25 protein-coding genes, 1 tRNA gene and 1 riboswitch are annotated in these 22,903 nt (G+C 45.3%); of the genes, 18 read left to right on the forward strand and 8 right to left on the reverse strand.

Translation table 11 applies throughout. The features are described from left to right. The first annotated feature begins 451 nt into the window (after nt 1-451). The 4 genes from ICN39_RS08320 (at nt 452) to ICN39_RS08335 (ending at nt 3,541) form a co-directional block, all read left to right on the forward strand. Nucleotides 452-2,383, forward strand: coding sequence for an AAA family ATPase (locus tag ICN39_RS08320; protein ID WP_216233588.1), 1,932 nt, complete (start codon nt 452-454; stop codon nt 2,381-2,383). Nucleotides 2,384-2,527: 144 nt separating this feature from the next. Continuing rightward, nucleotides 2,528-2,776 carry a hypothetical protein gene (locus ICN39_RS08325; protein ID WP_216233589.1) on the forward strand — a complete coding sequence of 83 codons (249 nt, stop codon included), beginning with the start codon at nt 2,528-2,530 and terminating at the stop codon, nt 2,774-2,776. Further along, entirely contained in the window at nt 2,773-3,066 is a 294-nt protein-coding gene (locus tag ICN39_RS08330) for a hypothetical protein (protein ID WP_216233590.1), read from the forward strand. The genes ICN39_RS08325 and ICN39_RS08330 overlap by 4 nt, the downstream gene beginning before the upstream one ends. 196 nt (nt 3,067-3,262) lie before the next feature. Next, nucleotides 3,263-3,541, forward strand: a complete 279-nt coding sequence (locus tag ICN39_RS08335) for a hypothetical protein (RefSeq protein WP_216233591.1) — start codon at nt 3,263-3,265, stop codon at nt 3,539-3,541. On the opposite strand, the gene ICN39_RS08340 is transcribed toward ICN39_RS08335, so the two are convergent. After that, nucleotides 3,530-3,850: a helix-turn-helix domain-containing protein gene (locus tag ICN39_RS08340; RefSeq protein WP_216233592.1), complete on the reverse strand. Its 321-nt coding sequence runs from the start codon at nt 3,848-3,850 to the stop codon at nt 3,530-3,532. The two genes, ICN39_RS08335 and ICN39_RS08340, sit on opposite strands and share 12 nt — an antisense overlap. Before the next feature lie 253 nt (nt 3,851-4,103). On the opposite strand from ICN39_RS08340, the gene ICN39_RS08345 reads away from it, so the two are divergent. From ICN39_RS08345 to ICN39_RS08375, 7 genes are all read left to right on the forward strand, one after another. Then, nucleotides 4,104-4,433, forward strand: coding sequence for a hypothetical protein (locus ICN39_RS08345; protein ID WP_216233593.1), 330 nt, complete (start codon nt 4,104-4,106; stop codon nt 4,431-4,433). Further along, nucleotides 4,433-4,927, forward strand: coding sequence for a hypothetical protein (locus ICN39_RS08350; RefSeq protein ID WP_216233594.1), 495 nt, complete (start codon nt 4,433-4,435; stop codon nt 4,925-4,927). The genes ICN39_RS08345 and ICN39_RS08350 overlap by 1 nt, the downstream gene beginning before the upstream one ends. A gap of 41 nt (nt 4,928-4,968) precedes the next feature. Beyond that, a riboswitch (SAM-I-IV-variant riboswitch) is annotated at nt 4,969-5,066 on the forward strand. 92 nt (nt 5,067-5,158) lie between these two features. Then, nucleotides 5,159-5,620 (forward strand): hypothetical protein, encoded by a 462-nt coding sequence (locus tag ICN39_RS08355; protein ID WP_216233595.1) that lies wholly within the window; start codon nt 5,159-5,161, stop codon nt 5,618-5,620. Next, the gene (locus ICN39_RS08360; RefSeq protein ID WP_216233596.1) at nt 5,613-5,915 is read left to right on the forward strand and encodes a hypothetical protein; all 303 of its coding nucleotides are present in this window, start codon (nt 5,613-5,615) and stop codon (nt 5,913-5,915) included. The genes ICN39_RS08355 and ICN39_RS08360 overlap by 8 nt, the downstream gene beginning before the upstream one ends. Beyond that, a complete protein-coding gene (locus ICN39_RS08365) occupies nt 5,912-6,205 on the forward strand; it encodes a hypothetical protein (RefSeq protein ID WP_216233597.1) in 294 nt (97 codons plus the stop codon). The genes ICN39_RS08360 and ICN39_RS08365 overlap by 4 nt, the downstream gene beginning before the upstream one ends. A 69-nt stretch (nt 6,206-6,274) precedes the next feature. Beyond that, nucleotides 6,275-6,712 (forward strand): surface-adhesin E family protein, encoded by a 438-nt coding sequence (locus ICN39_RS08370; protein WP_216233598.1) that lies wholly within the window; start codon nt 6,275-6,277, stop codon nt 6,710-6,712. A gap of 356 nt (nt 6,713-7,068) precedes the next feature. After that, a complete protein-coding gene (locus ICN39_RS08375) occupies nt 7,069-7,533 on the forward strand; it encodes a hypothetical protein (protein WP_255532398.1) in 465 nt (154 codons plus the stop codon). Nucleotides 7,534-7,536: 3 nt separating this feature from the next. Here ICN39_RS08375 and ICN39_RS08380 read toward each other — a convergent pair whose 3' ends face one another. From ICN39_RS08380 to ICN39_RS08400, 5 genes are read right to left on the reverse strand one after another with little or no spacing between them, the layout of a single operon-like run. Beyond that, nucleotides 7,537-7,950, reverse strand: coding sequence for a biopolymer transporter ExbD (locus ICN39_RS08380; RefSeq protein ID WP_215361198.1), 414 nt, complete (start codon nt 7,948-7,950; stop codon nt 7,537-7,539). A gap of 2 nt (nt 7,951-7,952) precedes the next feature. Then, complete coding sequence (locus ICN39_RS08385) at nt 7,953-8,645, reverse strand: MotA/TolQ/ExbB proton channel family protein (protein WP_216233599.1); 693 nt, start codon at nt 8,643-8,645, stop codon at nt 7,953-7,955. 5 nt (nt 8,646-8,650) lie between these two features. Beyond that, on the reverse strand, nt 8,651-9,337 hold the full coding sequence (locus tag ICN39_RS08390; protein ID WP_216233600.1) for an energy transducer TonB: 687 nt from the start codon (nt 9,335-9,337) through the stop codon (nt 8,651-8,653). Beyond that, entirely contained in the window at nt 9,334-10,140 is an 807-nt protein-coding gene (gene murI / locus ICN39_RS08395) for a glutamate racemase (RefSeq protein WP_216233601.1), read from the reverse strand. Before murI ends, ICN39_RS08390 begins: the two co-directional genes overlap by 4 nt. Nucleotides 10,141-10,169: 29 nt before the next feature. Beyond that, entirely contained in the window at nt 10,170-11,693 is a 1,524-nt protein-coding gene (locus ICN39_RS08400; RefSeq protein WP_216233602.1) for a fumarate hydratase, read from the reverse strand. Nucleotides 11,694-11,880: 187 nt separating this feature from the next. On the opposite strand from ICN39_RS08400, the gene acs reads away from it, so the two are divergent. From acs to ICN39_RS08415, 3 genes are all read left to right on the forward strand, one after another. Further along, a complete protein-coding gene (acs, locus tag ICN39_RS08405; RefSeq protein ID WP_216233603.1) occupies nt 11,881-13,854 on the forward strand; it encodes an acetate--CoA ligase in 1,974 nt (657 codons plus the stop codon). A 57-nt stretch (nt 13,855-13,911) separates the two neighbouring features. Then, nucleotides 13,912-14,002 (forward strand) — tRNA-Ser (locus ICN39_RS08410). Nucleotides 14,003-14,104: 102 nt separating this feature from the next. Beyond that, entirely contained in the window at nt 14,105-14,407 is a 303-nt protein-coding gene (locus tag ICN39_RS08415) for a YciI family protein (protein ID WP_216233604.1), read from the forward strand. A 66-nt stretch (nt 14,408-14,473) separates the two neighbouring features. Here the strand turns inward: ICN39_RS08415 and ICN39_RS08420 are convergent, their stop codons facing one another. Then, nucleotides 14,474-15,067 carry a DUF1080 domain-containing protein gene (locus ICN39_RS08420; RefSeq protein ID WP_216233605.1) on the reverse strand — a complete coding sequence of 198 codons (594 nt, stop codon included), beginning with the start codon at nt 15,065-15,067 and terminating at the stop codon, nt 14,474-14,476. A gap of 187 nt (nt 15,068-15,254) precedes the next feature. On the opposite strand from ICN39_RS08420, the gene ICN39_RS08425 reads away from it, so the two are divergent. The 4 genes from ICN39_RS08425 (at nt 15,255) to fdhF (ending at nt 22,740) form a co-directional block, all read left to right on the forward strand. Next, nucleotides 15,255-17,564, forward strand: coding sequence for a DUF748 domain-containing protein (locus tag ICN39_RS08425; protein WP_255532400.1), 2,310 nt, complete (start codon nt 15,255-15,257; stop codon nt 17,562-17,564). 10 nt (nt 17,565-17,574) lie between these two features. Further along, nucleotides 17,575-17,799, forward strand: coding sequence for a hypothetical protein (locus ICN39_RS08430; RefSeq protein ID WP_216233607.1), 225 nt, complete (start codon nt 17,575-17,577; stop codon nt 17,797-17,799). A 202-nt stretch (nt 17,800-18,001) separates the two neighbouring features. Further along, nucleotides 18,002-19,804 (forward strand): NAD(P)H-dependent oxidoreductase subunit E, encoded by a 1,803-nt coding sequence (locus ICN39_RS08435; protein ID WP_216233608.1) that lies wholly within the window; start codon nt 18,002-18,004, stop codon nt 19,802-19,804. A gap of 41 nt (nt 19,805-19,845) precedes the next feature. Then, nucleotides 19,846-22,740, forward strand: a complete 2,895-nt coding sequence (gene fdhF, locus ICN39_RS08440) for a formate dehydrogenase subunit alpha (RefSeq protein WP_216233609.1) — start codon at nt 19,846-19,848, stop codon at nt 22,738-22,740. A gap of 67 nt (nt 22,741-22,807) precedes the next feature. On the opposite strand, the gene ICN39_RS08445 is transcribed toward fdhF, so the two are convergent. Next, a partial coding sequence (locus ICN39_RS08445) for an IS3 family transposase (protein WP_216233613.1) occupies nt 22,808-22,903 on the reverse strand: 96 nt, incomplete at its 5' end.

Here is a 22,903-nt window from a genome sequence, read left to right on the forward strand (position 1 = left end):
TTATTTGTAGGGTTCGGCTTAATTATTTTTCAAAGCTAGGGCTAGATTTCAATTAATTTGCGTATTAGTAAGGTTGAAGAATTTTTTTGTGCCTAATTGTTCATTTTGTAGGTCGAATTCGCAAAAAAAGCGCATTAACATACGTAGGATGGTTATGTCGGTAGGTTGGGCCGACTAAAAATAAGTCTCCAACTGAAAGCAGTCTAAAACGAGTAGTAAGGCGGGGCTCCTAAAAATAATGCTGGCTATAGGTCGTGAGGTCTAGCATTAAGCCCAAGGAAAAGCCGTGTTAGGTCGAGTGGAATCGAAGTAGGCCAAAGCATAGCGTAATGCCGTGATCTTGAAAGATACATAGTGAGTAGTAGGACAGGCTGCTCACCACGAAACTAGCAATTACAAAAAACATCCACATCCGCTTCACGACTTCAATTATTGATTGAAGGATGTACTGATGACACAAACTGTCCAAAAGGTTGAGCTTTGCCTTGACAAAATTCCAGCAACACTTAAAGAATTGCCATGCTGGAGGCCATTTAAACTAACCCCGCCCGCTAAAGTAGGCGATAAGCCCGGCAAGGTGCCCTTAAACGCACATACCCTCAGACCAAGCAATAACACTCGTAATACCAAAGACTGCACATCCTTTGAATTAGCTAAAGCATCACTCCTTAATGAACTTAAGCGAAGTCCAGAGCAGCGCCAATTTCACGGCATCGGAATGAGCCTTACGGGGGCTAACGATTTATTAGTGGTTGATCTGGATAAGGTGATTTTGGAGGATGGGTCGATTAAACCCCATGCTAAAGAAATATTGGAGACCATTCCCGGATTTGTGGAGCGCAGTATCAGTGGTACTGGGTTTCATATCTTCACTAAGAGCGCTGATTGGGAGAGCGGCAATCAATCTAATCATGAGCTTGGTGTTGAAATCTTTCGGGAAGGTAGATATATCGCCATTACTGGCGATGAGGACAGATCTTTTAGCAAACCTATTCCGAGTGTTTCCGTATCCGCCGAAATACTAAAGCGGTATCTTCGTCCCAATCCTAAGCAGTCCGATTTTGACACGTATAAACCGGCCGATCCAGCATGGACTATTGAGCGAATTGAGTCGGAGTTGCTGAGCTTCTTTCCAAGTGAGTTGGACTACGGTACATGGTTGGAAATTGGGATGGCTTTACATCACCAAACCAATGGTTCAGCGGAGGGTTATGAATGTTTTGATAGGTTGAGTTCGCGTGGCACCAATTACCCGGCGGGCAATGAAAAAACTACTCACGACAAATGGTGTTCGTTTGGAAAGAGTTCAGGTAAGGATGTAAAGACAGTAGGCACTTTAATTCATTTGCGGCAAATGTTTGAACAGCAAAGACTTTATCAACGTAGTACGACAGAGCCATTACTTTCTAAAATTGGGGATGCTAGAAAACAAATTAAGAAGATTGATTGGCTTGTTGAGGGCATGATCAAGCAGCAGTCCTTGGTGATGTTCGGTGGAATGCCTTCTGGCGGTAAGACCTACTTGGCGGTTGAGTTAATGCTGAGTGTTGCCTCTGGAAAACCTTTTTTGGGTCAGCATACCGTCAAGCAGGGCGACGCTGTATTTATCGCATGTGAAGGTAGGGATAGCGTTTTAAGAAGAGTGGGCGCATGGAATCACCTTAAAAATGGCGGCATAGATGTTGATGCGGCATATATCTCAAGCAGGGAAATTGTTGTTACTGCGCCGGAAAAATCTGATACTAGTATTGAGCAGTATGTTCGAGCAATGGAAGCTGCTGGAATATATCCCAGAGTGTTTTTTATCGACACCATGAATTATTCGCTTGGCTCCGCCAAAGAGAATGATGCCAATGATATGACCGAGTACTTTCTCAGAATTGCTAATGGATTAATTGCAAGGTTTGGTTGCACTGCTGTGTTGCTGCACCACACCAGTAAAGATGGTGCAGACATTCGTGGCTCATCTACTATCCGCGGCGCCTTAGATTCTTTATTTTTAGTTAGTCGTGATTCAGCGGGGATATTCGCTGTGAAAAATGACAAACATAAAGATCGAGACAAGTTAGAGCCGTTTTATTTGGAGGGTCGACAAATTGAGTTTGAGCTCCCAGATGGCTCCATGGAATCCAATATCGCCCTTTATCCGACAGAGAAGAAGGTCACTGCGTCAGGGTCGATTTACCAACAAAAGGCTCTTGAATTGCTGGAAAGGGAGGTTGATATTGGAGGCGCCATGATTAAAAAGGATCTGTTGGCACTGATTGATTACCGAACCAACAATGCTGCTCGGGACATTTTTACGCCACTAGAGGAGGGTGGGTTTATTGAAACCAATAAGACCCAAGTAACCCTTCTAAAAACAAGCGACTTCTACGTTTGAGGCTTTGCCTCAACTCTTCTTCAACCCCAGACTACGTCTGGGGGTTTGAAGAGAAGAGATGAATTGATGGTTCTCTTCATTTTGCATACGAAGACTTCGTGAAGACTTAATTGAAGAGTTCATTTAATGAACTAAGGAATGAACATGCAACATAACAATCCCATTATTGAATTAACTTTGGAAAAAACAACGCAGCTACGGCAAATATGGATTTCACATGGGCAAGAATTGCGCCCTGAGGACTTTACCTTTGGTAAGGTCAAACTCAGTAGACCCCAAGCCAAGCTCACCAAGAATCAGATATACCGAATGATGATGACCTTGGCTGAGACTGGGTATGACGCGATCCCAGAGTGGATGCTGGAGATAACAGATCCGCAGGAGGCCAAATGAGTAAAATTAACTGCCCTCGGTATCAAAGATGCAGCGCTGCAATCTGCCCTCTATGGCGCCCTGTGTTGGCTCAAAGAATGCTGAAAGGTGAACGTGTTTGTGGCGTCCTGCTTGAATATCAAAAACCTCAATCTAAAGCCTTTTTAACTACCCACTACGGCACTGAGTTAGTTGGGGTAATGGCACGGGCTACCGATCAGATAAAAGCCCATGGCGGGTACCTTCTTCGCTCAGCCCTAACCCGAGCTGCTAGCACGGGAACAAGGTTGACGCTAATGGACTTCGGTTAGGGTGCTACGCGGTCGCGTAGGGGCTAGGTCGGGGTTGGACTGTATTTTTTGATGCCCAACTCCGATTGTTAACAAAGCTGTACATTTTCATCACCCGTAGAGCTAAGCATGTTCTTAAAAGTGTATGAACTATCCCTTCATTAAATCAAGTCACAAAACCCAACAACAAAAAACACTCAATCAATTAGGGGAAAATATGGCAAAAAGACGTAGTAAAAAGCGAAATTACTTAACTATGGACGTTGAACTTGCGGAATTAGCGTATGTATTGCACGGAAACGCTAACCGTCTTAGATCTACTGCAGCGCACATTAATATCACAGCAGCTTTCCGAATGCAGCTACTTAGAATGGAGCAGCGGATGGCAAAGCTCGCCAGAAGTCTGGGCATTGAGCTTGATCAGCCCAATGAAGATGCATTTTTATCCAAGGAATGTACTGAGAAGCTAGGAGATCAGTTGGGACTATTCCGCTAATTTTGCAGCTAGCTCACTAAGATCGCGCTTACCCAATTTTGAGAGTTTAAGTAAAAGAGACGCCAGTTGAGCCTCTTCGCAATATAGGTAGGCTAAGGGTACGCCTAAAGATTCAGCAATATTTCTTGCCGTATCAATGGGTGGTTCGTGAATCCCCGATTCGTAACGACTTATTCGTGCGCTAGCTGTTCCCTCATCGAGTCCTATTAATACCCCCAAATTTTCTTGGGAGATACCCTTGGCAAGCCTAGCCTCATAGATCCTAAACCCCGGAATCTGAGTTTTTTGGCTGGATTTGCGCTTTTCCATGGTTACGATATTCGTAGCTATGAGTTGTATTGTCTTTACGAAATACGTAGAATCCTTAGTAAATCTATAACTTTTCTATGGTGCAAGAGTCATGAAAATCCGGTACATCTTTTTGCTATGCTTATTTAGTGCTTTAAGTGGGTGCGGTGGACTCCCGGGGCCTGTCAGCGATCAAGGTAGATGGCAATGCAGCTCCCAGACAAACGCAAATAATGCCGCCGATCGTATTTTTAACGGCGCATATTGGGAATGTATGCGGAATAAAAGCAAAGAGGAGCAGGCTCAGCAGTCCCAACAACAGCAGCAAGCATATTTGATGGGATTGCAAAATCGTTGTTCAGCTTATGGATTTAAGCAGGGCAGTAATGAATTTGCTAACTGCATGATGCAGCAACAGCAGCAAGATGCTCTGGCGCAGCAGCAGCAGATAGTTAATCAGCAGCGTCAGCGGCAAGCTGATCTTGATGCATATAAAGCCTATACGGCTCCACCACCTCCAATGCAAATAATTCAACCAAATTTAACCAATCAAAATCGAATAACCTGTAATCCAAACGGCTTTGGCGGTTTCAACTGCAACTAATGAAAGCGATTTTTTTTGCCATTCTAATTTTGTCAACTTCATTAAGTTATGCGAAAAAACTTAATGACATAATTGATCCGAGTGACAACACAACGCCCATAGTGCTTACAGATGATGAGTGTAGAGACTCGGTGGCTATCAGTCAAAATTACAACTGGCAATACATTAGGGGCGGAGTAGTTGAATGCTATGGGGATAATGGAAAGGATGGCCCTGCGCTTGTCCTTTATTTTATTAAAATTTCTGATAAGTCTTATACCAAAACCAAATTTAATTACCAACAGCTTAACTCAGCAATAGAGATAAGTAATAGGGCGAATATGGCTGCTACCGCTTGGGCTTTAGAGCATCCGCTAACCTATCCAAGTGTTCCTCAAGCTCAATATAATTATTCTGCGCCACCACCTCCAATGCAGATTATTCAGCCGACATTAATAAATCAAAATCGCATGACATGCACCCCCAATCGATTGGGTGGTTTCAATTGTCAATGAGAGAGATTTATTGACTTATGGCCATAAAAGTCTGCATAATCACAACACATCAAGAGATTGGCGAAAGTCACACCAACCTGCTTCTCAAGCAAGGTGGTAAAACGATGAGGCTCTATTTTGGGCAACCATTGAGTGACTTGACCCACCGTTCTAGGTGGGTTTTTTATTGGGCGGATTTATTCCTACTTGCGATGCCCAGTCATTTGACGAAATCGCTAAAAAGGAGATGTCATGAATATTAAATTTATAAATATTGAGCAACTTCCAGTTAGTGCGCATGAATCAATTCTGCGACCAGCTCTTTCGGATGAGTTTAGGTATGTAGCTATTGCAATTGAGGAGGATGCTAAATACTATTACTGGGCACTCGGGGTATCTATTGAGATTTCTAAGTATGAGTATGAGCTAATCTGTGCAAATCCAAAAATCTTCTATTTCTCAGCTGCACTTGATTTCCACCACCGCATAATTAACGCAAAGCTAGCTAAGGCAGCGCGTTTGGATACCAATAGCGAGATTGTTGAAAGAGTCCGTCTATCTACCAACACCTTCGCTGAAAAGTGGAGGGTGATCGAGTCTGGAGATGTCTATTTTAAGGCTTATGGGTGCTTAAAAAGCGAATATCAAGGGTTAATAACGGAGGCGGTTTATGAGCAATTAAAAGGGGTGGCGAAGGATTTTGAGCATGCATAAATACACCGCGCCAGTGCTTAATGGACACAAAGTACTTTATAAGGGAAAAAGATATTGGGCCTTTGAAATTAGCAAAGAGCATCCATACGAGAATTACGAAGAGGGTTGCTCGATTATTGTGTATGACAAATATTGCGATGCTGTTGCTGCATGGTGTGATAGCTCTATCTATGGGTCATGCACGGGATATATCCCATATGGGCAAAGCTCTATTGAGGTCAATGGTCAAACCGTTAAAGAGCTTGTGACTAGTGTTATTGATTGGTCAAATTGGGTCGAAAGAGCTGAAAAATGAAGTTGGTTGGTGGATTTAATATTCAACTGTGGAATTACCTTGGATTTACTTTTGAAGTCAGTGAGTGGTTTGAGGGTGGTCAGATTTGGTATGCCAAAAAACAATTTGAGGAACTTTTTTTCTCGTTACGTATTAATACTTTTTCAGGATACGCCTTAGCCAAGATTGAGAATGGCAGGAGTCAGAAGGTGGGGAACCACGTTGTAGATGAGAAGACTGCATTGGAGTGGTTTTCCTCTAAATCTCCTAAGTTTCACGAAGCCTACCAATCTTTTCGGAAGATGGTATGAAATTAACTTTTCTAGGCAGTGTTTGTGAGAATCCAATCCCATGAAACCAAAATATTGGTCTATAGCGAAATGAAAAAGCATGGAATTAATAATACGGTTCGCAAATTGAATGCTTTTAGATGGTTGTTGGTAGTTGGAATTCTGTATTTATGTGCGCTTAGGGTTCAAGCGGAGCAGTGGGATGTTGTTGCCATATCGGAAACCAACGCTACCTTTTACTATGACCCAGCAACGGTTATTAAGGATAGTTATAGGTTTACATATTGGCAATTGGCAAACTATGCCAATCCTATAGCGTTCGGTGATGAGATGATTTTTTCGTCCAAAACTCAACTCCTTGTTGATTGTAAGAGCCATACATATCACATGGTCTATATCTTTGATTACTCAAAGCCGTTTGCTGCTGGGCACCTTGTGCATGTGGATTTAACTGGCAATACGCCTGTTTATTCAGCGTCGACCGGTTCTATTGATGCGATAGTTGAAGGACAGATATGCAAAAACTAAGTAGACAATTAAGATAAAAAAATTATAAAAAAAATTTAGAAGCATCAAATTTTCGACTTAACTATGAATTAATGACGGCCAAATAAAATGACCCCCCGACTCAATTGGGTGAATTTTTCAAAAACTTGAATTCGTTTAGGGACCACCGGGACTCCTACCAGACCAAATAAAATTAGTGTGGTCAGTTTTTGAAAAGACCCCCTTTGGGGCTAGATACAAGTTAGATACTTTTTTGTTGATTTAGATACATTCGTTTAAAAGGTCATTACAATAACTGAGATAATGTATGGCTCTGAGGGCCATTAAAGTCTGAGGCTATGCTGGCCTCGGGCACCAAAGACACTTCTACCTCGTTTATGAATTTACCTAAACTTCTCATTTGCTCAAGCTTGATCTTTTCATCTCTTGCATGGGGCGTTGACGTTCTCGAATTTAATTGCAAGCGTACGGAAAAAGGTTATACCGAAGAGTACGAGATGAAGATGATGCTTGCCTCGGACACTCAAAAGGCTAAGCTGTTTTTAGATGGCCGTGACCTAGATCAGTCTGATATGTACGGAACGCAATTCGTTAAGAGTATTACCCTGGCACGTCCCAATATATTGATATTGATCGAGGCGAATTTTCAGCCTGAAGAGATTATGGGGGTTTCTTATCCAGTGGGGAATGTCATCACCAACATTACGCTTGACCCAGTAACTGGCAAGTTCAAGAAGGTCGAGAAAATACAAGGGGGCATCTTAGGTGCGACTATCGGAAACGGCACCCACACGAGTGAAGAGACTTGCTTCCCCTCGAAAGCACCCTACAGGACTAAATAAAACTTAGTTTGGCTCTGTTACAAACCCAAGCTTAGTTAAGCCAGCGCGGCGCGATGCAGCCAAGACTTGCGCAACATATTCATACTTCACGGATTTATCGGCACGCAGATTAATCTCTGGTTGAGGGTCTTTCTGGGCAGCTTTTTCTGCATAGCCATCGAAGGTCTTCAAATCAATCGGGGTGCTATTCCAGAAGATCTGACCATTAGCATCAATCGAGAGTTGAACTGACTCAGGCTTGACTTCATTGCGAACGCTATTGGCCTTTGGGAGTTCCACCTTTACTGCTTGCTGAATCACAGGCAGCGTGATGATGAAAATAATCAACAGCACCAACATGACATCCACCATCGGTGTCATGTTGATTTCCGACATGATGTTATCGTCGTTTTGGTCGTCTTGTATATGAAAAGACATGACTATTCTCCGGAATTAACGCGAGCACCAGTAACGAAGTAGGCTAAAAGATCATTGCCGAAGCGATTGAGGTCAGCAACTAACAATTTATTGGCGCGATTAATGGCGTTAAAACTCAATACTGCAGGGATGGCAACCGCAAGGCCAAGGGCGGTCATGATGAGCGCTTCGCCAATAGGACCTGCCACTTGATCCAGTTGCGCACTTCCTGAGCTGCTGATGGCGATCAGGGCGTGATAGATGCCCCAGACGGTGCCAAACAAGCCAATAAATGGGGCAATCGCACCAGTAGATCCCAAGAAGGTCAAACCTTTCTGTAACCCAGCGGCAATGCTGTCGACGCTGTTCTTAAGGCTTCTTGCCATCCACTCAGAATAGTTCAGGGTTTGCAGTAATTCACGGTGATTGGTGGATTGACTTTGGTGATGCGCAGAAGCTTTGGTTGCTGACTTAGCAATTTGGTAATAAGGATTGATAGCATGATTGCTAAATGCCTGTAAGCCTTGATCAAATGATGTGGCACGCCAGAATTGCTCTAGCTCAGGTTTGAGTTTACCTAGATTACGTAAGTCCCAAAGTCGAGTGAGCAATATGACCCAGGTCACAATGGAGCAGATGAGCAGAGCAATTGCCACAAATCGAGTAATCGCATCGCCTTCAAGCCAGAGATTTGCTATGCCAAATGGTGTATTCATATTGATTAATTCTTGAGATTAAATTTGATTAAAAGATTGGTGGAAATTCTTTGGGGTGCGCCATTTACTAAAAAAGGTTTAAAGCGATAACGTTTGCCGATATCCGTTGCAGCGCGATCTAGCCTGGGGAAGGTGCTCGATTGAAGCAATGCCACATCTTCCACGTTTCCGCTTTCATCAATAATTAATCGCACCACCACAGCACCTTGTTCGCCAGAGCGTTTGGAAAATGATGGGTAGTAAGCATCTGCATCTGGCTGATAGGCTACAACTAGTTTACCAATGTCAGTCTGAATAGGTGTGCCGCTAGCACCCCCACTAGTTGCAGGGGCTACTGATGCATTTTGTTGTGGTGCATCGGATTTGCTTTGAGCTTGGTTTGCAGGTGTTGGCGGCTGTGCCTGTGTGGGGCTAGGCTTCTCTGAGGGCTTTTCCTTTGGAGTTTCTTTAACGGCTTTCTTCTCTTCTTTTGGTTTAGGCGGAGTGGCAGCAGGCGACTGTTGGGTTTTAGAAGCTTCAGGGCTAACTAAATTTGCCATGACGCGCTCATCATCCATTTGCGGCGGGCGCTGACTAAAGTGCAAAAACTCGAGAGCGGGGAGGGCGTGCAAGAGCACTACGATACCAATAATGATGCGCTCAGTTTTGTTGAACGGCAAAAAGTCATCTAACTTTTTGAAAAAGGCGCTCATCTCAATTCACCTAAGATGCGTGCTTCCACTGCATGAGCAGTTAAATCGGCAGACATTAAATCTTGCGCCATGAGCAATAGCGACTCTTCATTCTTACTGCTAAGGAATAGCACTGTTCCATGCTCATTGCTAGAGTTTGTATATTTAAACTTCTCAAGCTGTCTCTTGAGCTGCCTAACCACAGCATCGCTTGTATCAATCAGCGTAATGGATTCACCTAGCAGTTTGCGAATGGCTTTTCTGAGAAAAGGATAGTGCGTGCAGCCCAGTACTAGCGTGTCAGCACCAGCATCTTGTATTGGCTCAAGATGTTTGGCTAGTAACTCTAAAGTTTCTTCACTATCCGCTTTACCGGACTCTATTAAAGGTACCAATCCTGCGCCAGCTTGCTTGATGAAGTGGCAACCATTTGGCAGGGTATTTAATAGTGCATTGAACTTATCGCTCTTGAGAGTTGCCTCGGTAGCAAGGACTCCCACAATATTGTTTTGCGACTGCATAGCCGCGGGCTTAATGCCTGGCTCAACTCCAATGATCGGAATGGAAATCGACTCCCGAATTTGCTTAATCGCTTCAGCAGTTGCCGTATTACAAGCAACCACGATGGCGTCACATCCCTTGCTGGCTAGATGACTGCAAAGAATGAGACTACGCGCTGCAATCCACTCGCTAGATTTTTCTCCATAAGGAGCATTAGCTGAATCAGCGAGATAGATATAGTCATGCTGGGGCAGCTGGCGCAAAGCCTCATCCAATACGGATAAGCCTCCAACGCCAGAGTCGAAAACCCCTATGAGTGCCAATATTTGCTCAGTAGTCGCTGATTAAGTAGTTAAGCAATCTTGACTGGAATGCCAGCAATTTTCGCTTGCCATTCACGTGGACCTTCATTGTGCATCGAGATGCCTTCTGAGTTGACTGCAACAGTCACGGGCATATCTTTGACATCAAATTCGTAAATTGCTTCCATACCTAAATCAGCAAAGCCAACCACTTTCGAGGTTTGGATTGCTTTAGATACCAAGTAGGCTGCACCACCAACGGCCATTAAATAGGCTGACTTATGTTTCTCAATAGCTTCAATCGCCTCTGGTCCGCGCTCCGCTTTACCGATCATAGAAATCAAACCAGTTTTAGCAAGCATCATCTCGGTGAACTTATCCATGCGGGTAGCGGTAGTAGGGCCTGCTGGGCCAACCGCCTCATCACGTACCGGATCAACTGGGCCAACGTAATAGATCACGCGGTTTTTAAAGCTCACTGGTAATTCTTCACCTTTAGCAAGCATGTCTTGAATGCGCTTATGGGCGGCATCACGACCAGTCAAAATCTTGCCGTTCAGTAATAGTGTTTCACCTAGTTTCCAGCCGGCTACTTCTTCAGCAGTGAGGGTATCTAAATTCACGCGCTTGGATTTTTGAACATCTGGTGTCCAAGTCACATCAGGCCAATCCGATAGAGAAGGGGCTTCCAGTTTTGCAGGACCATCGCCATGTAAATGGAAATGAATGTGACGAGTCGCTGCGCAATTTGGAATCATCGCTACCGGCAATGAGGCGGCATGCGTTGGGTAGTCCAGGATCTTGATGTCAAGAACCGTTGCCAAGCCCCCTAGACCTTGAGCACCAATGCCGAGCTTGTTTACTTTTTCATAGAGCTCGAGGCGTAGTTCTTCAACACGATTTTTAGGGCCACGCTCAATGAGCTCTTGAATATCAACTGGGCCCATCAAAGCTTCTTTAGCCATGAGCATCGCTTTTTCTGGGGTGCCGCCAATGCCAATACCGAGGATGCCAGGCGGACACCAACCTGCACCCATGGTCGGAACAGTTTTGAGAACCCAATCCACAATGGAGTCAGAAGGGTTAAGCATCACCATCTTGGCTTTGTTTTCTGAGCCACCACCTTTGGCTGCGCAAATCACTTCAACATCATCTCCAGGGACGATTTCGTAATGAATGACAGCAGGAGTGTTGTCGCCTGTATTTTTACGTTTGCCTGCAGGGTCTGCCAAGACTGAAGCGCGCAACATATTGTCCGGATTAAGGTAGGCGCGACGCACACCTTCATTCACCATATCTGTGACGCTCATCGTTGCATCAGGCCATTGAACATTCATGCCAATTTTGAGGAAGACCACGGCAATACCCGTGTCTTGGCACATTGGCCGATGACCTTCAGCACACATGCGGCTATTGGTCAAAATCTGGGCAATCGCATCTTTGGCGCCATGACCTTGTTCTAGCTCATAAGCCTTGCCCATGGCGGTAATAAAGTCCTTAGGGTGGTAATAGGAGATGAACTGAAATGCGTCTGCTACGCTTTGAATCAGGTCGTTTTGTTTAATATTGGTCATGGTTATCTGCTTATTTCCACATTATTAGTAAGGTTTGCCCTATTTTAAGGGTTTGCCATAGAGCAAATCCCCAGTGTTTTCACTTATCTTCTAAGGTCTTGAGAGTCTAAAACTGTCATTTTGCGACATTTTCTCGCATTTGTTGATCATTTTAGATTATTGATTATTAGATAGAGGGCTGTGAAGCATGGAACCATTAAAGCAAGAAAACCGCGTTTTTAACCCACCTGCAGACTTTGTAAAGGGTGCGGCAATTTCAGGTATGGAAGCTTATAACAAGCTTTGTGCTGAAGCTAATTCAGATTACGAAGGTTTTTGGGGGCGTCTTGCTAAAGAGAACCTCTATTGGAAAAAGCCCTTTACCAAGGTTTTGGATGAATCCAAAGCGCCTTTCTACAAATGGTTCGAAGATGGCACAACCAATGCTTCCTACAACTGTTTAGATCGTCAAGTTGAGGCCGGCTTAGGTGATAAGACAGCCATCATTTTTGAAGCGGATGACGGCACAGTTACCAAAGTAACTTACCAAGAAATGCTTGAGCGTGTTTGCAAAATGGCAAACGCACTGCGCAAGATGGGCGTCAAGTCTGGTGACAGCGTCATTATTTACATGGCAATGACCATCGAAGGTATTGTTGCTATGCAGGCATGCGCCCGTATCGGCGCAATTCACTCTGTAGTATTTGGCGGCTTCTCCGCCCAAGCATTGCGTGATCGCATTATGGATGTGGGTGCAGTTGCAGTCATTACTGCTGATGGACAGTTCCGCGGCGGCAAAGCATTGCCACTCAAAGCAATTTGTGACGAAGCGCTCTCTACTGGCGAGTGTCCTAAGGTCAAGCATGTGATCGTGAGCAAGCGTACTGGTACTGATGTCACTATGCAAGCAGGTCGCGATGTTTGGATGCAAGAGATCGTGGCTAATGAAGCAACGACTTGTGAGCCAGAGTGGGTGAGCGCTGAACATCCATTATTTATTCTTTACACATCCGGTTCAACCGGTAAGCCAAAGGGTGTACAACACTCAACTGGTGGCTACCTCTTGTGGGCCATTCTCACAATGAAGTGGACGTTCGACATCAAGCCTAATGACGTGTTCTGGTGTACTGCGGATATTGGTTGGGTAACGGGCCACTCCTATATTACCTATGGCCCTCTCGCTGTAGGTGCCACTGAAATTGTGTTTGAAGGCGTTCCGACTTATCCAAATGCTGGCCGTTTCTGGGACATGATCCAAAAACACAAAGCCTCTATTTTCTATACAGCACCAACTGCAATTCGCTCATTGATCAAAGCATCAAGCAATGATGAAGCAGTGCACCCAAAGAGCTACGATTTGTCCTCACTACGCCTCCTAGGTTCTGTTGGCGAACCAATCAATCCAGAGGCTTGGATGTGGTACTACGAGCATGTGGGTAATTCAAAGTGCCCAATCGCAGATACGTTCTGGCAAACAGAAACTGGCGGTCACATGATTTCACCATTGCCAGGTGCAACCCCAATGATTCCAGGTTCATGCACATTGCCATTGCCAGGCATTCAGGCAGCGATTGTGGATGAGGCTGGTGTAGACGTCCCTAATGGTCAAGGCGGTATCTTGGTTGTGAAGCGTCCATGGCCTTCCATGATTCGTACGATTTGGAATGATGCAGATCGTTTCGTGAAATCTTATTTCCCAGAAGAGTTGGGTGGTACTTTGTATCTTGCTGGTGACGGCGCAATCCGCAACAAAGATACTGGTTACTTCACGATTACTGGTCGTATTGATGACGTCTTGAACGTTTCTGGTCACCGTATGGGCACGATGGAGATTGAATCTTGCTTGGTGGCTAATCCATTGGTTGCTGAAGCAGCGGTAGTGGGACGTCCTGACGAGCTGACTGGTGAGGCTATTTGCGTATTCGTGGTTCTGAAGGGCGGTCGCCCAACGGGCGAAGAGGCCAAGAAGCTTGCTACTGAGCTACGTAACTGGGTTGGTAAGGAGATCGGCCCGATCGCCAAGCCTAAGGATGTTCGTTTCGGTGATAACCTGCCTAAGACCCGTTCCGGCAAGATCATGCGCCGTCTCTTACGCGTTATTGCTAAAGGCGAAGAGGTTACTCAAGACACCTCAACCCTGGAAAATCCACATATCTTGGACCAGCTCAAAGAGTCTCTGTAATTAGCTAAATCAGGATTTAGACCAAATCCTTTCGGCAATCGTATAATCATCGGTTCCGGAAGGGTGGATGAGCGGTTTAAGTCACACGCCTGGAAAGCGTGCGTAGGTTAATAGCCTACCGCGGGTTCGAATCCCGCCTCTTCCGCCAAGTATCAAGAAAACCACCTTCGGGTGGTTTTTTCTTTGGAACTTACCGTAATATCTTGCTAATTAAGATGCAAAATAAAACCAATTAAATGATGGAGAAAACATGATCTTTGCAATTTTATTAATGGATAAGCCTGGTACCGCTGACCTACGAGTACAAATCCGCCCAGAGCACCGCGCTTATTTGGCGCAACTTTCTGACCGCATGGCTTTTGCTGGGCCGATGACTTCTGATGATGGCAAGACTACGATTGGTAGCTTGCTCGCAATCGACTTTCCTAGCAGGGCAGATGTGGATGCTTGGTTAAAAGATGAGCCCTATACCAAGGCAGGTGTTTATGAGAAGCCAATCATCCATGTATTTAATAATATGTGGGCGCAAAAAGCAGGCTTTCCACCAGCGTAATACAGTGACTCTCAATAAATTAAAAGCCGCTTTAGAGCGGCTTTTAATTTATTGAGACATCAAAACTTATAACGGCTTGATTTGCAGCTTCTTAAATTTAATCACGCCACCAGCAGATTGCAGTGCAATAGGACCTTCAGAATATTTACTATCCTGACCATTAGCCACTGTCACAACGCCATTCATCATGACCTTAAAGTTGGGGCCATTTGCAATAATTTCCATCGTGTTCCAGCGTCCACCGGCCTTAGGTACTGGGTCAACTTTGGCAACATCCACAATCGCTCCAGTTGCATAAGCTTGCTCGGGGCGGGTATCCCAAATATTGATTTCATAACAAGTGTATTGACTTACCTTGTTTGGGTCCTGGCAACGAATAAAGATACCGCTATTCGTATTAGACTCGGCATAAAACTCAGCCTTGATGACAAAGTTCTTGTAAGACTTGGTGCTAACTAAAAAACCTGAAGGTTTGTTGCCTTCGACAATACCGTTGCCGATCACCCAGTTGGCGCTTCCAATAATGTTCCAGCCACTTAAGCTAACTCCATCAATCAGATCAGTAAACCCGTCTGCGTTTTGGGCGTTAGCAACACCACCTATAGCTAGGGCGGCAAGGCAAGCAATAGAGAGGGTCAGTTTTTTGAGGAAGGTTTTCATGTGTCTCCTGAGGGGGTATATTAATTATTCTGTGTTAATTTCATTGTTACTGATGTTGACCTAGAAAGACAAGTAGATGCTTTCCCTTAAAAACCCCCGAATACAGCTTTGGTGCCGGCGTACTGCGTGGGTATTGCTTGCTCTTGTAGTTATATTTTGGTGCGTAAGCCATTTGTTGCTGCCTGGCTTGATTAAAAAATCCTTAACCGAATATGGTGAAAAGATAGGTTACGAGATCTCCTATCAAGACCTTAGTCTTTCTCCATTGCGTCTGAGTGTCGAGCTTGATGGCCTTCACCTGGCAAAAGAGGGTGGTTCTACATTGCTGGAATTTAAAAAACTGGCTATTACCCTCAAGTGGACAAAGCTGGTTCTGGGCGAGCTAGGCTTTCATGAGATCTTGCTTGAAGAGCCTAAGGTATTGGTTGAAAAGAAGTTGCCTAAGGGCGCGCACTTGGGCGTCTGGAATTGGCAGGAATTGACTGCTGCCGTTGAAAGGGCGATGCCGCCTTCAGACCCAAAAGAAGGTAAGAAGCCTCTCAAAATCTCTATCGATGAATTGTTGGTCAGTTCCGCATCATTACATTTACTTGATGACTCTACTGAGCTCAAAGAAGAGCTCAAGCCTTTTACTGTGAAGTTGCTTGATGTTGCCAACTACGATAAGCAAGGGATGGTGACAGGTGTACGTGGCCAATATGACTTTAATCTTGGTGCTTTGCAAGTTTTAATACCGGGCATCAATAAAACAATCGCTTATCAGCATGTCGCTATTACTGGTGGATTGGATAATCCTCAGCCTGGAAAGTTAGGTGTACAGCTTAATTTGAAGTTGGATGATGGTGACATACGTTCGCATTGGGATTTCAACACCGACTCAAAGTCAGTCGAGGGCAAAGTGGAGGTTGAGGATCTGGCAATAGCACCCATCATTGCTCTAGTACCAGCGAATAAAGAACTGATTGGTATGAGTGGTGTAGTTAATGCAGATCTCGCCGTGAAATTTGGCGGTGGGGTTGATTCAGTTTCTGGCGATATCCATGTTTCAGATTTGGCAATCTTAGAAAAGGGTCAAAAGTATCCTCTGATTATTTGGAAGATGGCTGATATTCGCCAGCTTGAATACAAATCAGTTAAATCCAAGCAGGCGATTAGCAATAGTCTCGCAATCGATGAGGTGATCGTTGATGCGCCAACCCTGCAATTTGAAATTAATGAAGAAGGGTTCTCAAACTTTAGAAGGTTATTTTCTAAGCCAACAACAGAAACAAAAGCTGAGCCTGTCGCCACCACCAAAACTGATGCCCCTTCTGCATTCAATTTGGATATTCGATCTATGAACTTGAAGAATGGCGAAGTGTACTTTTCAGATAGGGCGATGCGTCCTAATTTCAAGGTGGATCTGAAGAAGTTCAATGCCACACTCTTGGGCGTGAGTAATACTCCTGGCCGAGTTTCTACTGTGGCGATGGACGGCGTTGTTGCTGGCTCGGGAAGTATGCGAGCAAAAGGACAAGCATCATTTGATGACCCACGACGTAATCACGACATTTTGATGAGTTTTAAAAACCTCCCGCTGACTGCCTTCAATCCTGCAGTCATGACATTTGCAGGCTATCAAATTACTAGTGGCCGACTTAACCTGAATCTAAATTACAAAGCCATAGATGGCGAACTTAATGGAAGTAACCAGATCATCATTAAGAAGGTGGTGCTGGGTGATGAGGTGCCGGACTTTACTGGTAAAAAATTACCGCTAGGCTTGGCAATTGCTTTGTTGGAAGACTCTGATGACACGATTGACGTCACAGTTCGCATCGCGGGTAATGTTGATTCCCCAGAATTTAGTGCCAGTGGCTTAGTTTGGCAGGCCATTAGCAATGTTCTAACAAACGTAGCAACAGCACCATTTAGAGCTCTTGCATCTATTTTAGGTTTGGGTGGCGAAGAGGGTATTAATGCAGTGCCTGGAGAAGCAGTTTTCCTCGTTGCAGATCAAGATCGCCTAGAAAAATTTGGCGAGTTTCTATCGAAGCGTCCGAATTCGAGCTTAGAGATCATTGGTACTTATGATCCCGTGCAGGATAGGAAGGAGCTTGCAAGGGCTAAGGCAGATGGCGCCATCTTGCAAGATGCCGGATTTAAGTTGGCTCCCGGTGAACCAGTACCCACCCCATCATTTACGGACCCGAAAGTACAGTCAGGCTTAAGGGCAGCATATGCGCAATACATTGGCCGCATCAAACTGGGTCAGCGCCTTTTGACACTTCCAGATGGCGAGAAGCGCAATGAGCAACTGCATGAGGAGTTGATTGCTGGAATTGAGATCATCGATGCTGAGCTTAAAGAATTGGCAAAAAATAGGGCAAAGGTGGCCTATAGCTTTATGGTTAAGGCTGATCCCAGTCTAAATGACCGTATTCAGCTGGGTGATGTGAAGACTGCAGAGGCAGGAAAAGAGGGAGTTCCTCTCGATGTTGAGATCAGAATCAAGTAGACTTGAGGCCATGAATTCAACAAAATTGCGCATTATTTCCGTCATCTCTTTAATTGCTAGCCTTGGCCTATTAGGCTGCGGCTCCATTGAATCAGCGGCTCAGGATGACTGTACTTCGATTGGCTGGCAAATCGGTAGTAAGGGCTACCAGGATTGCTACAAGGCCAGACTCTATGAGCGCAAGTTGGACTACTCACTGCCTCCAGGCGATAAGCCTTCTCCATCCCTAATGTAGTAGGGTAAACCCTTAGTTAAAGTCCTTGAGCGCCGTCAAGGACATGGGGGCTTAAATAACCCAAAATAAAGCGTTATTTTGCGTATTGATGACTGGCTAAGTATTTGGCTTAGCAGGGATTTTTATGTGCAAAGTGGGATAACGCTCTGCATTGGTGCTGAGCACAAAATAGCAATAAATAGAAAATTAGAGACTACGAACTATGAATCATCCAAAGCCTTCTGGAGAAGTCAAAGCAGTTGCTGTTGCAACTGCAGATGATTTGAGGGAAACCATTCGCCGTAAAAGTAAGTTGAAAGGGCGTCAAGCAGACGACGTTTCAGTTGATGAAGTTCGCCAACTCATTGGTAATGCGCCACATCGTCGTGATCTATTAATTGAAAATCTACATAAGCTCAATGATGAATACCGTGCCTTGCATGATCGTCATTTAGTCGCGCTTGCTAAGGAAATGAATCTGCCAATGGCAGAGGTGTACGAAGTAGCAACTTTCTACCACCATTTTGAAGTAGTGCGTGGCAACGATCCGGTAGCGGATATTCTGATTCGTGTTTGCGATGGCATTGCCTGTGAGTTAGCTGGAGCACAAAATCTTCTAGCAAAATTACCGGGCATCTTGGGTAATCCAAATATCAAAGTCGCTGCAGCTCCTTGCGTGGGACGTTGCGAGCAAGCCCCTGTAGCGGTAGTTCATCAATATCCAGTTCTGTTTGCAACGACAGACAAAGTGGAGGCAGCCGTTAATAACAAGCTCACCACTCAGCCAATGGCTAAAGATGATGCCGTCTTTGATCCCGCTGCCTTAGCAGAGCAGGGCGTTTCTCCTCAGGGTGAAATGCAAGCCGTCTCTCCTGACTATGTTGGCTATGAGTCATACAGCGCTAAAGGTGGTTACGCCTTGGCTAAAGAAATTTTCGACGGCAAGAAAGATGCCGAAAGCATCATCAAGGCGATGGAAAGCTCTGGCTTACGTGGCTTAGGCGGTGCAGGATTCCCAGCGGGTCGTAAGTGGCGCATTGTGAAAGATCAGATTGCGCCTAAATTGATGGCGGTGAATATCGACGAAGGTGAGCCAGGAACATTTAAAGACCGTACTTACTTAGAGCGCGATCCACATCGCTTCTTAGAAGGTCTGTTAATTGCGGCAAGCGTGGTTGGTATTGATGCTTGCTATATTTATTTGCGCGATGAGTATCACGGCTGCCGTGAGTTGCTTGAAGCTGAATTAGCAAAACTCAAAGCTAATCCACCATTTAAATTACCGAATATTGAACTACGTCGTGGTGCTGGTGCTTATATTTGCGGTGAAGAATCCGCCATGATTGAAAGTATCGAAGGTAAACGCGGTGAGCCGCGTATGCGCCCTCCATATATTGCACAAGTCGGTTTGTTTGGGCGCCCAACCTTAGAGCATAACTTTGAGACGCTGTACTGGGTGCGCGATATTGTTCAGCGTGGACCTGAGTGGTTTAGTTCCTTCGGCCGTCACGATCGCAAGGGCTTACGTAGCTTTAGCGTTAGCGGGCGCGTGAATAAACCTGGTGTGAAGTTGGCTCCTGCCGGCATCACTATTCAAGAATTGATTGATGAGTACTGTGGTGGCATGCAAGATGGCCACAAGTTCTATGGCTATTTGCCTGGTGGCGCATCTGGCGGTATTTTGCCAGCGACCATGAATGACATCCCGCTCGACTTTGATACGTTGCAGCCTTACGGATGCTTTATTGGTTCTGCCGCAGTAATGGTGTTCAGCGACAAAGATAAAGCGCGCGATATGGCATTGAACGTGATGCATTTCTTTGAGCATGAGAGTTGTGGTCAGTGCACACCTTGCCGGGTAGGCACTGGTAAAGCTGCCAAGTTGATGCAAGCTAAATCTTGGGATCAAGAAACCTTAGAGGACTTAGCAACCGTGATGGTTGATGCTTCTATTTGTGGTCTAGGTCAAGCCGCACCAAATCCTATTCGTTGTATTGATAAATATTTCCCTGAAGAAGTTCAATAAGGAAGTACCTTAATAAAAATTCAGGGAATAACGAGACAAACATGAACGCACCAACAAATCCAAAAGAACTCGAATTACAAACCGTAGAGTTCAAGCTCGATGGCAAGACGATCGTTTCATACGAAGGCGAAACGATTCTCAAAGCTGCTAAGCGACACGGTATTGATATTCCTCATCTGTGCTTTAAAGATGGTTACCGTCCTGACGGCAACTGCCGTGCTTGCGTAGTGGAAATTAATGGCGAACGTACTTTAGCGCCAAGCTGCTGCAGAAGTGCTACTCCAGGAATGGAAGTTAAGGCTAATAGCGAGCGCGCTGTTAAGAGCCAGAAGCTGGTTCTGGAGATGTTGCTCTCCGATATGCCTGATGAAGGTTTTAAGTGGGTAGGCGATAGCAAAGAAGAAGAGCAAAAGAATCAACATGGTGAGCTCAGCACTTGGGCTGCCCGCATGGATGTCACCGTTCGTCCAGAACTCAAGGCGTTGCGTCGCGAAAAAGTCAGTAGTGATATTTCACATCCAGCGATGGCTGTGAATTTAGATGCGTGTATTCAATGTAATCGCTGTGTACGCGCTTGTCGTGAAGAGCAGGTTAATGATGTGATCGGTTACGCAATGCGTGGCGGTCATAGTGAGATCGTATTCGACTTAAATGATCCAATGGGCGACAGTACTTGCGTTGCCTGTGGCGAATGTGTGCAGGCTTGCCCAACTGGTGCATTGATGCCTAAAGGTTTGATTGGCTCCCAGACAGTGGATCGCAAAGTAGACTCCGTTTGCCCATTCTGTGGCGTTGGTTGCCAAATTACTTACAACGTCAAAGACGAAAAAATTGTGAGTGTTGAAGGTCGTGATGGCCCAGCAAACCACAATCGTTTATGCGTTAAAGGTCGTTTTGGTATGGATTACATCCATAACCCACAACGCCTCACCAAACCATTAATTCGTAAAGCGGGTGTTGCTAAAGATGAGTCTATGCTTGAAGGTAAGCAAGATTGGTCTGACATTTTCCGTGAAGCTACTTGGGAAGAGGCATTGGAAGTTGCCGGTGGCGGGCTGAAGAAACTCAAAGATCAATACGGCAATAAAGTATTGGCTGGCTTTGGCTCTGCAAAAGGCAGTAACGAAGAAGCTTATTTATTCCAAAAACTGGTACGTACTGGATTTGGTAGTAATAACGTAGACCATTGCACACGCCTTTGCCATGCTTCATCTGTAGCAGCACTTCTTGAAGGTGTTGGTTCTGGCGCAGTAAGTAACCAAGTGAATGACGTTGAGCACTCGAGCATGATTTTCTTGATTGGATCAAATCCAACTGCCAATCACCCAGTTGCTGCCACCTGGTTCAAAAACGCTGCCAAACGTGGCGCAAAAATTGTTTTGTGTGATCCTCGTAAGACCGAGATTAGTAAACATGCTTGGCGCACAATGCAGTTCAAGCCGGATACCGATGTGGCGATGCTCAATGCGATGATCTTCACAATCATTGAAGAAGGTTTGGTCGACAAAGAATTTATTAAAGACCGCTCTAATAACTTCGAGGCTCTTAAGGAAAACATCAAGGGTTATAGCCCTGAAGCAATGGCGCCAATCTGCGGTATTTCGGCAGAAACCTTGCGTGAAGTGGCTAGAGAATTTGCTACCACCAAATCTGCAATGATCCTATGGGGCATGGGTGTCAGTCAGCACGTGCATGGCACCGATAATGCGCGTTGCTTGATTGCTTTAGTGAGTATCACTGGTCAAATTGGTAAGCCTGGATCAGGCTTGCATCCATTGCGTGGTCAGAACAACGTACAGGGTGCCAGTGATGCCGGTTTGATTCCGATGATGTTCCCGAACTATCAGCGCGTTGATAACCCAGAAGCTCATGCTTGGTTTGAGAAGTTCTGGGATACGCCATTGGATAAGAAGCCTGGCTATACCGTTGTAGAGATCATGCATAAGATCACTGCTCCTGATTCTGATCCAGACAAGATTCGCGGCATGTTTGTCGAAGGTGAAAATCCTGCGATGAGTGATCCGGATTTGAATCACGCTCGTCATGCATTAGCGGCTCTTGAGCACTTGGTTGTACAAGATATCTTCATGACTGAGACAGCATTGCTTGCTGACGTAGTCTTGCCTGCAAGTGCTTGGCCTGAGAAGGTTGGCACCGCTAGCAATACTGACCGTATGGTGCAAATGGGTAAGAAGGCGATTAATCCTCCAGGTGATGCAAAACCTGACTTGTGGATCATTCAAGAGATTGCTAAGCGTATGGGTCTGAATTGGAGCTATCAAGGTCCGGATGCCGGTGTTGCTGAGGTTTATGACGAAATGCGTCAAGCAATGCATGGCGCGATCAACGGCATTACCTGGGAGCGCTTAGAAAAAGAATCTAGCGTGACTTATCCATGCTTATCCGCCGAAGATCCTGGTCGTCCAATCGTGTTTGATGACAAGTTTGACACCAAAGATGGCAAGGTAAAGCTGGTTCCTGCTGACATCATTCCGGCAAATGAGCGACCAGATGCCGAGTATCCATTTGTATTGATTACTGGACGTCAGTTGGAGCACTGGCATACCGGCAGTATGACGCGCCGTGCCACTGTGCTTGATGCGATTGAGCCTTTGGCTACTGTATCGATGAATGGTGAGGACATGACCCAGTTAGGTGTATCTGCTGGTGACGTCATTACAGTTCAGTCTCGTCGTGGCGAGGTTGGTATTCACGTGAGAAGAGACGACGGTACACCAAGAGGTGTTATCTTTATCCCGTTTGCTTACTATGAGGCTGCGGCTAACTTGATCACCAATTCAGCGTTAGATCCATTCGGCAAGATTCCAGAGTTTAAGTATTGTGCTGTAAAGCTCGCCAAAGGCGGGGAAGCAGCCAAGATCATGGGATACGGCACGAATGCCCCAGGCGGATCGAAGGTAACTTCTAACGTCTAATTACCGTTCTAGCAAATCACAAAAAGGCTCCCACAATGAACTGACCCACAAAAGTTGGACAGTTTTGTTAGGTTACCAGAAGGGATTGAGTTCGGTAATGAACCGGGCTCAATCCCTTTAGTTTTTGTTTGATCCGATCATGGTTGTAGTAGTGGATGTATTC

It is taken from the genome of Polynucleobacter sp. AP-Reno-20A-A9, assembly GCF_018882085.1.
In the GTDB taxonomy this organism is placed as follows: Bacteria; Pseudomonadota; Gammaproteobacteria; order Burkholderiales; family Burkholderiaceae; genus Polynucleobacter.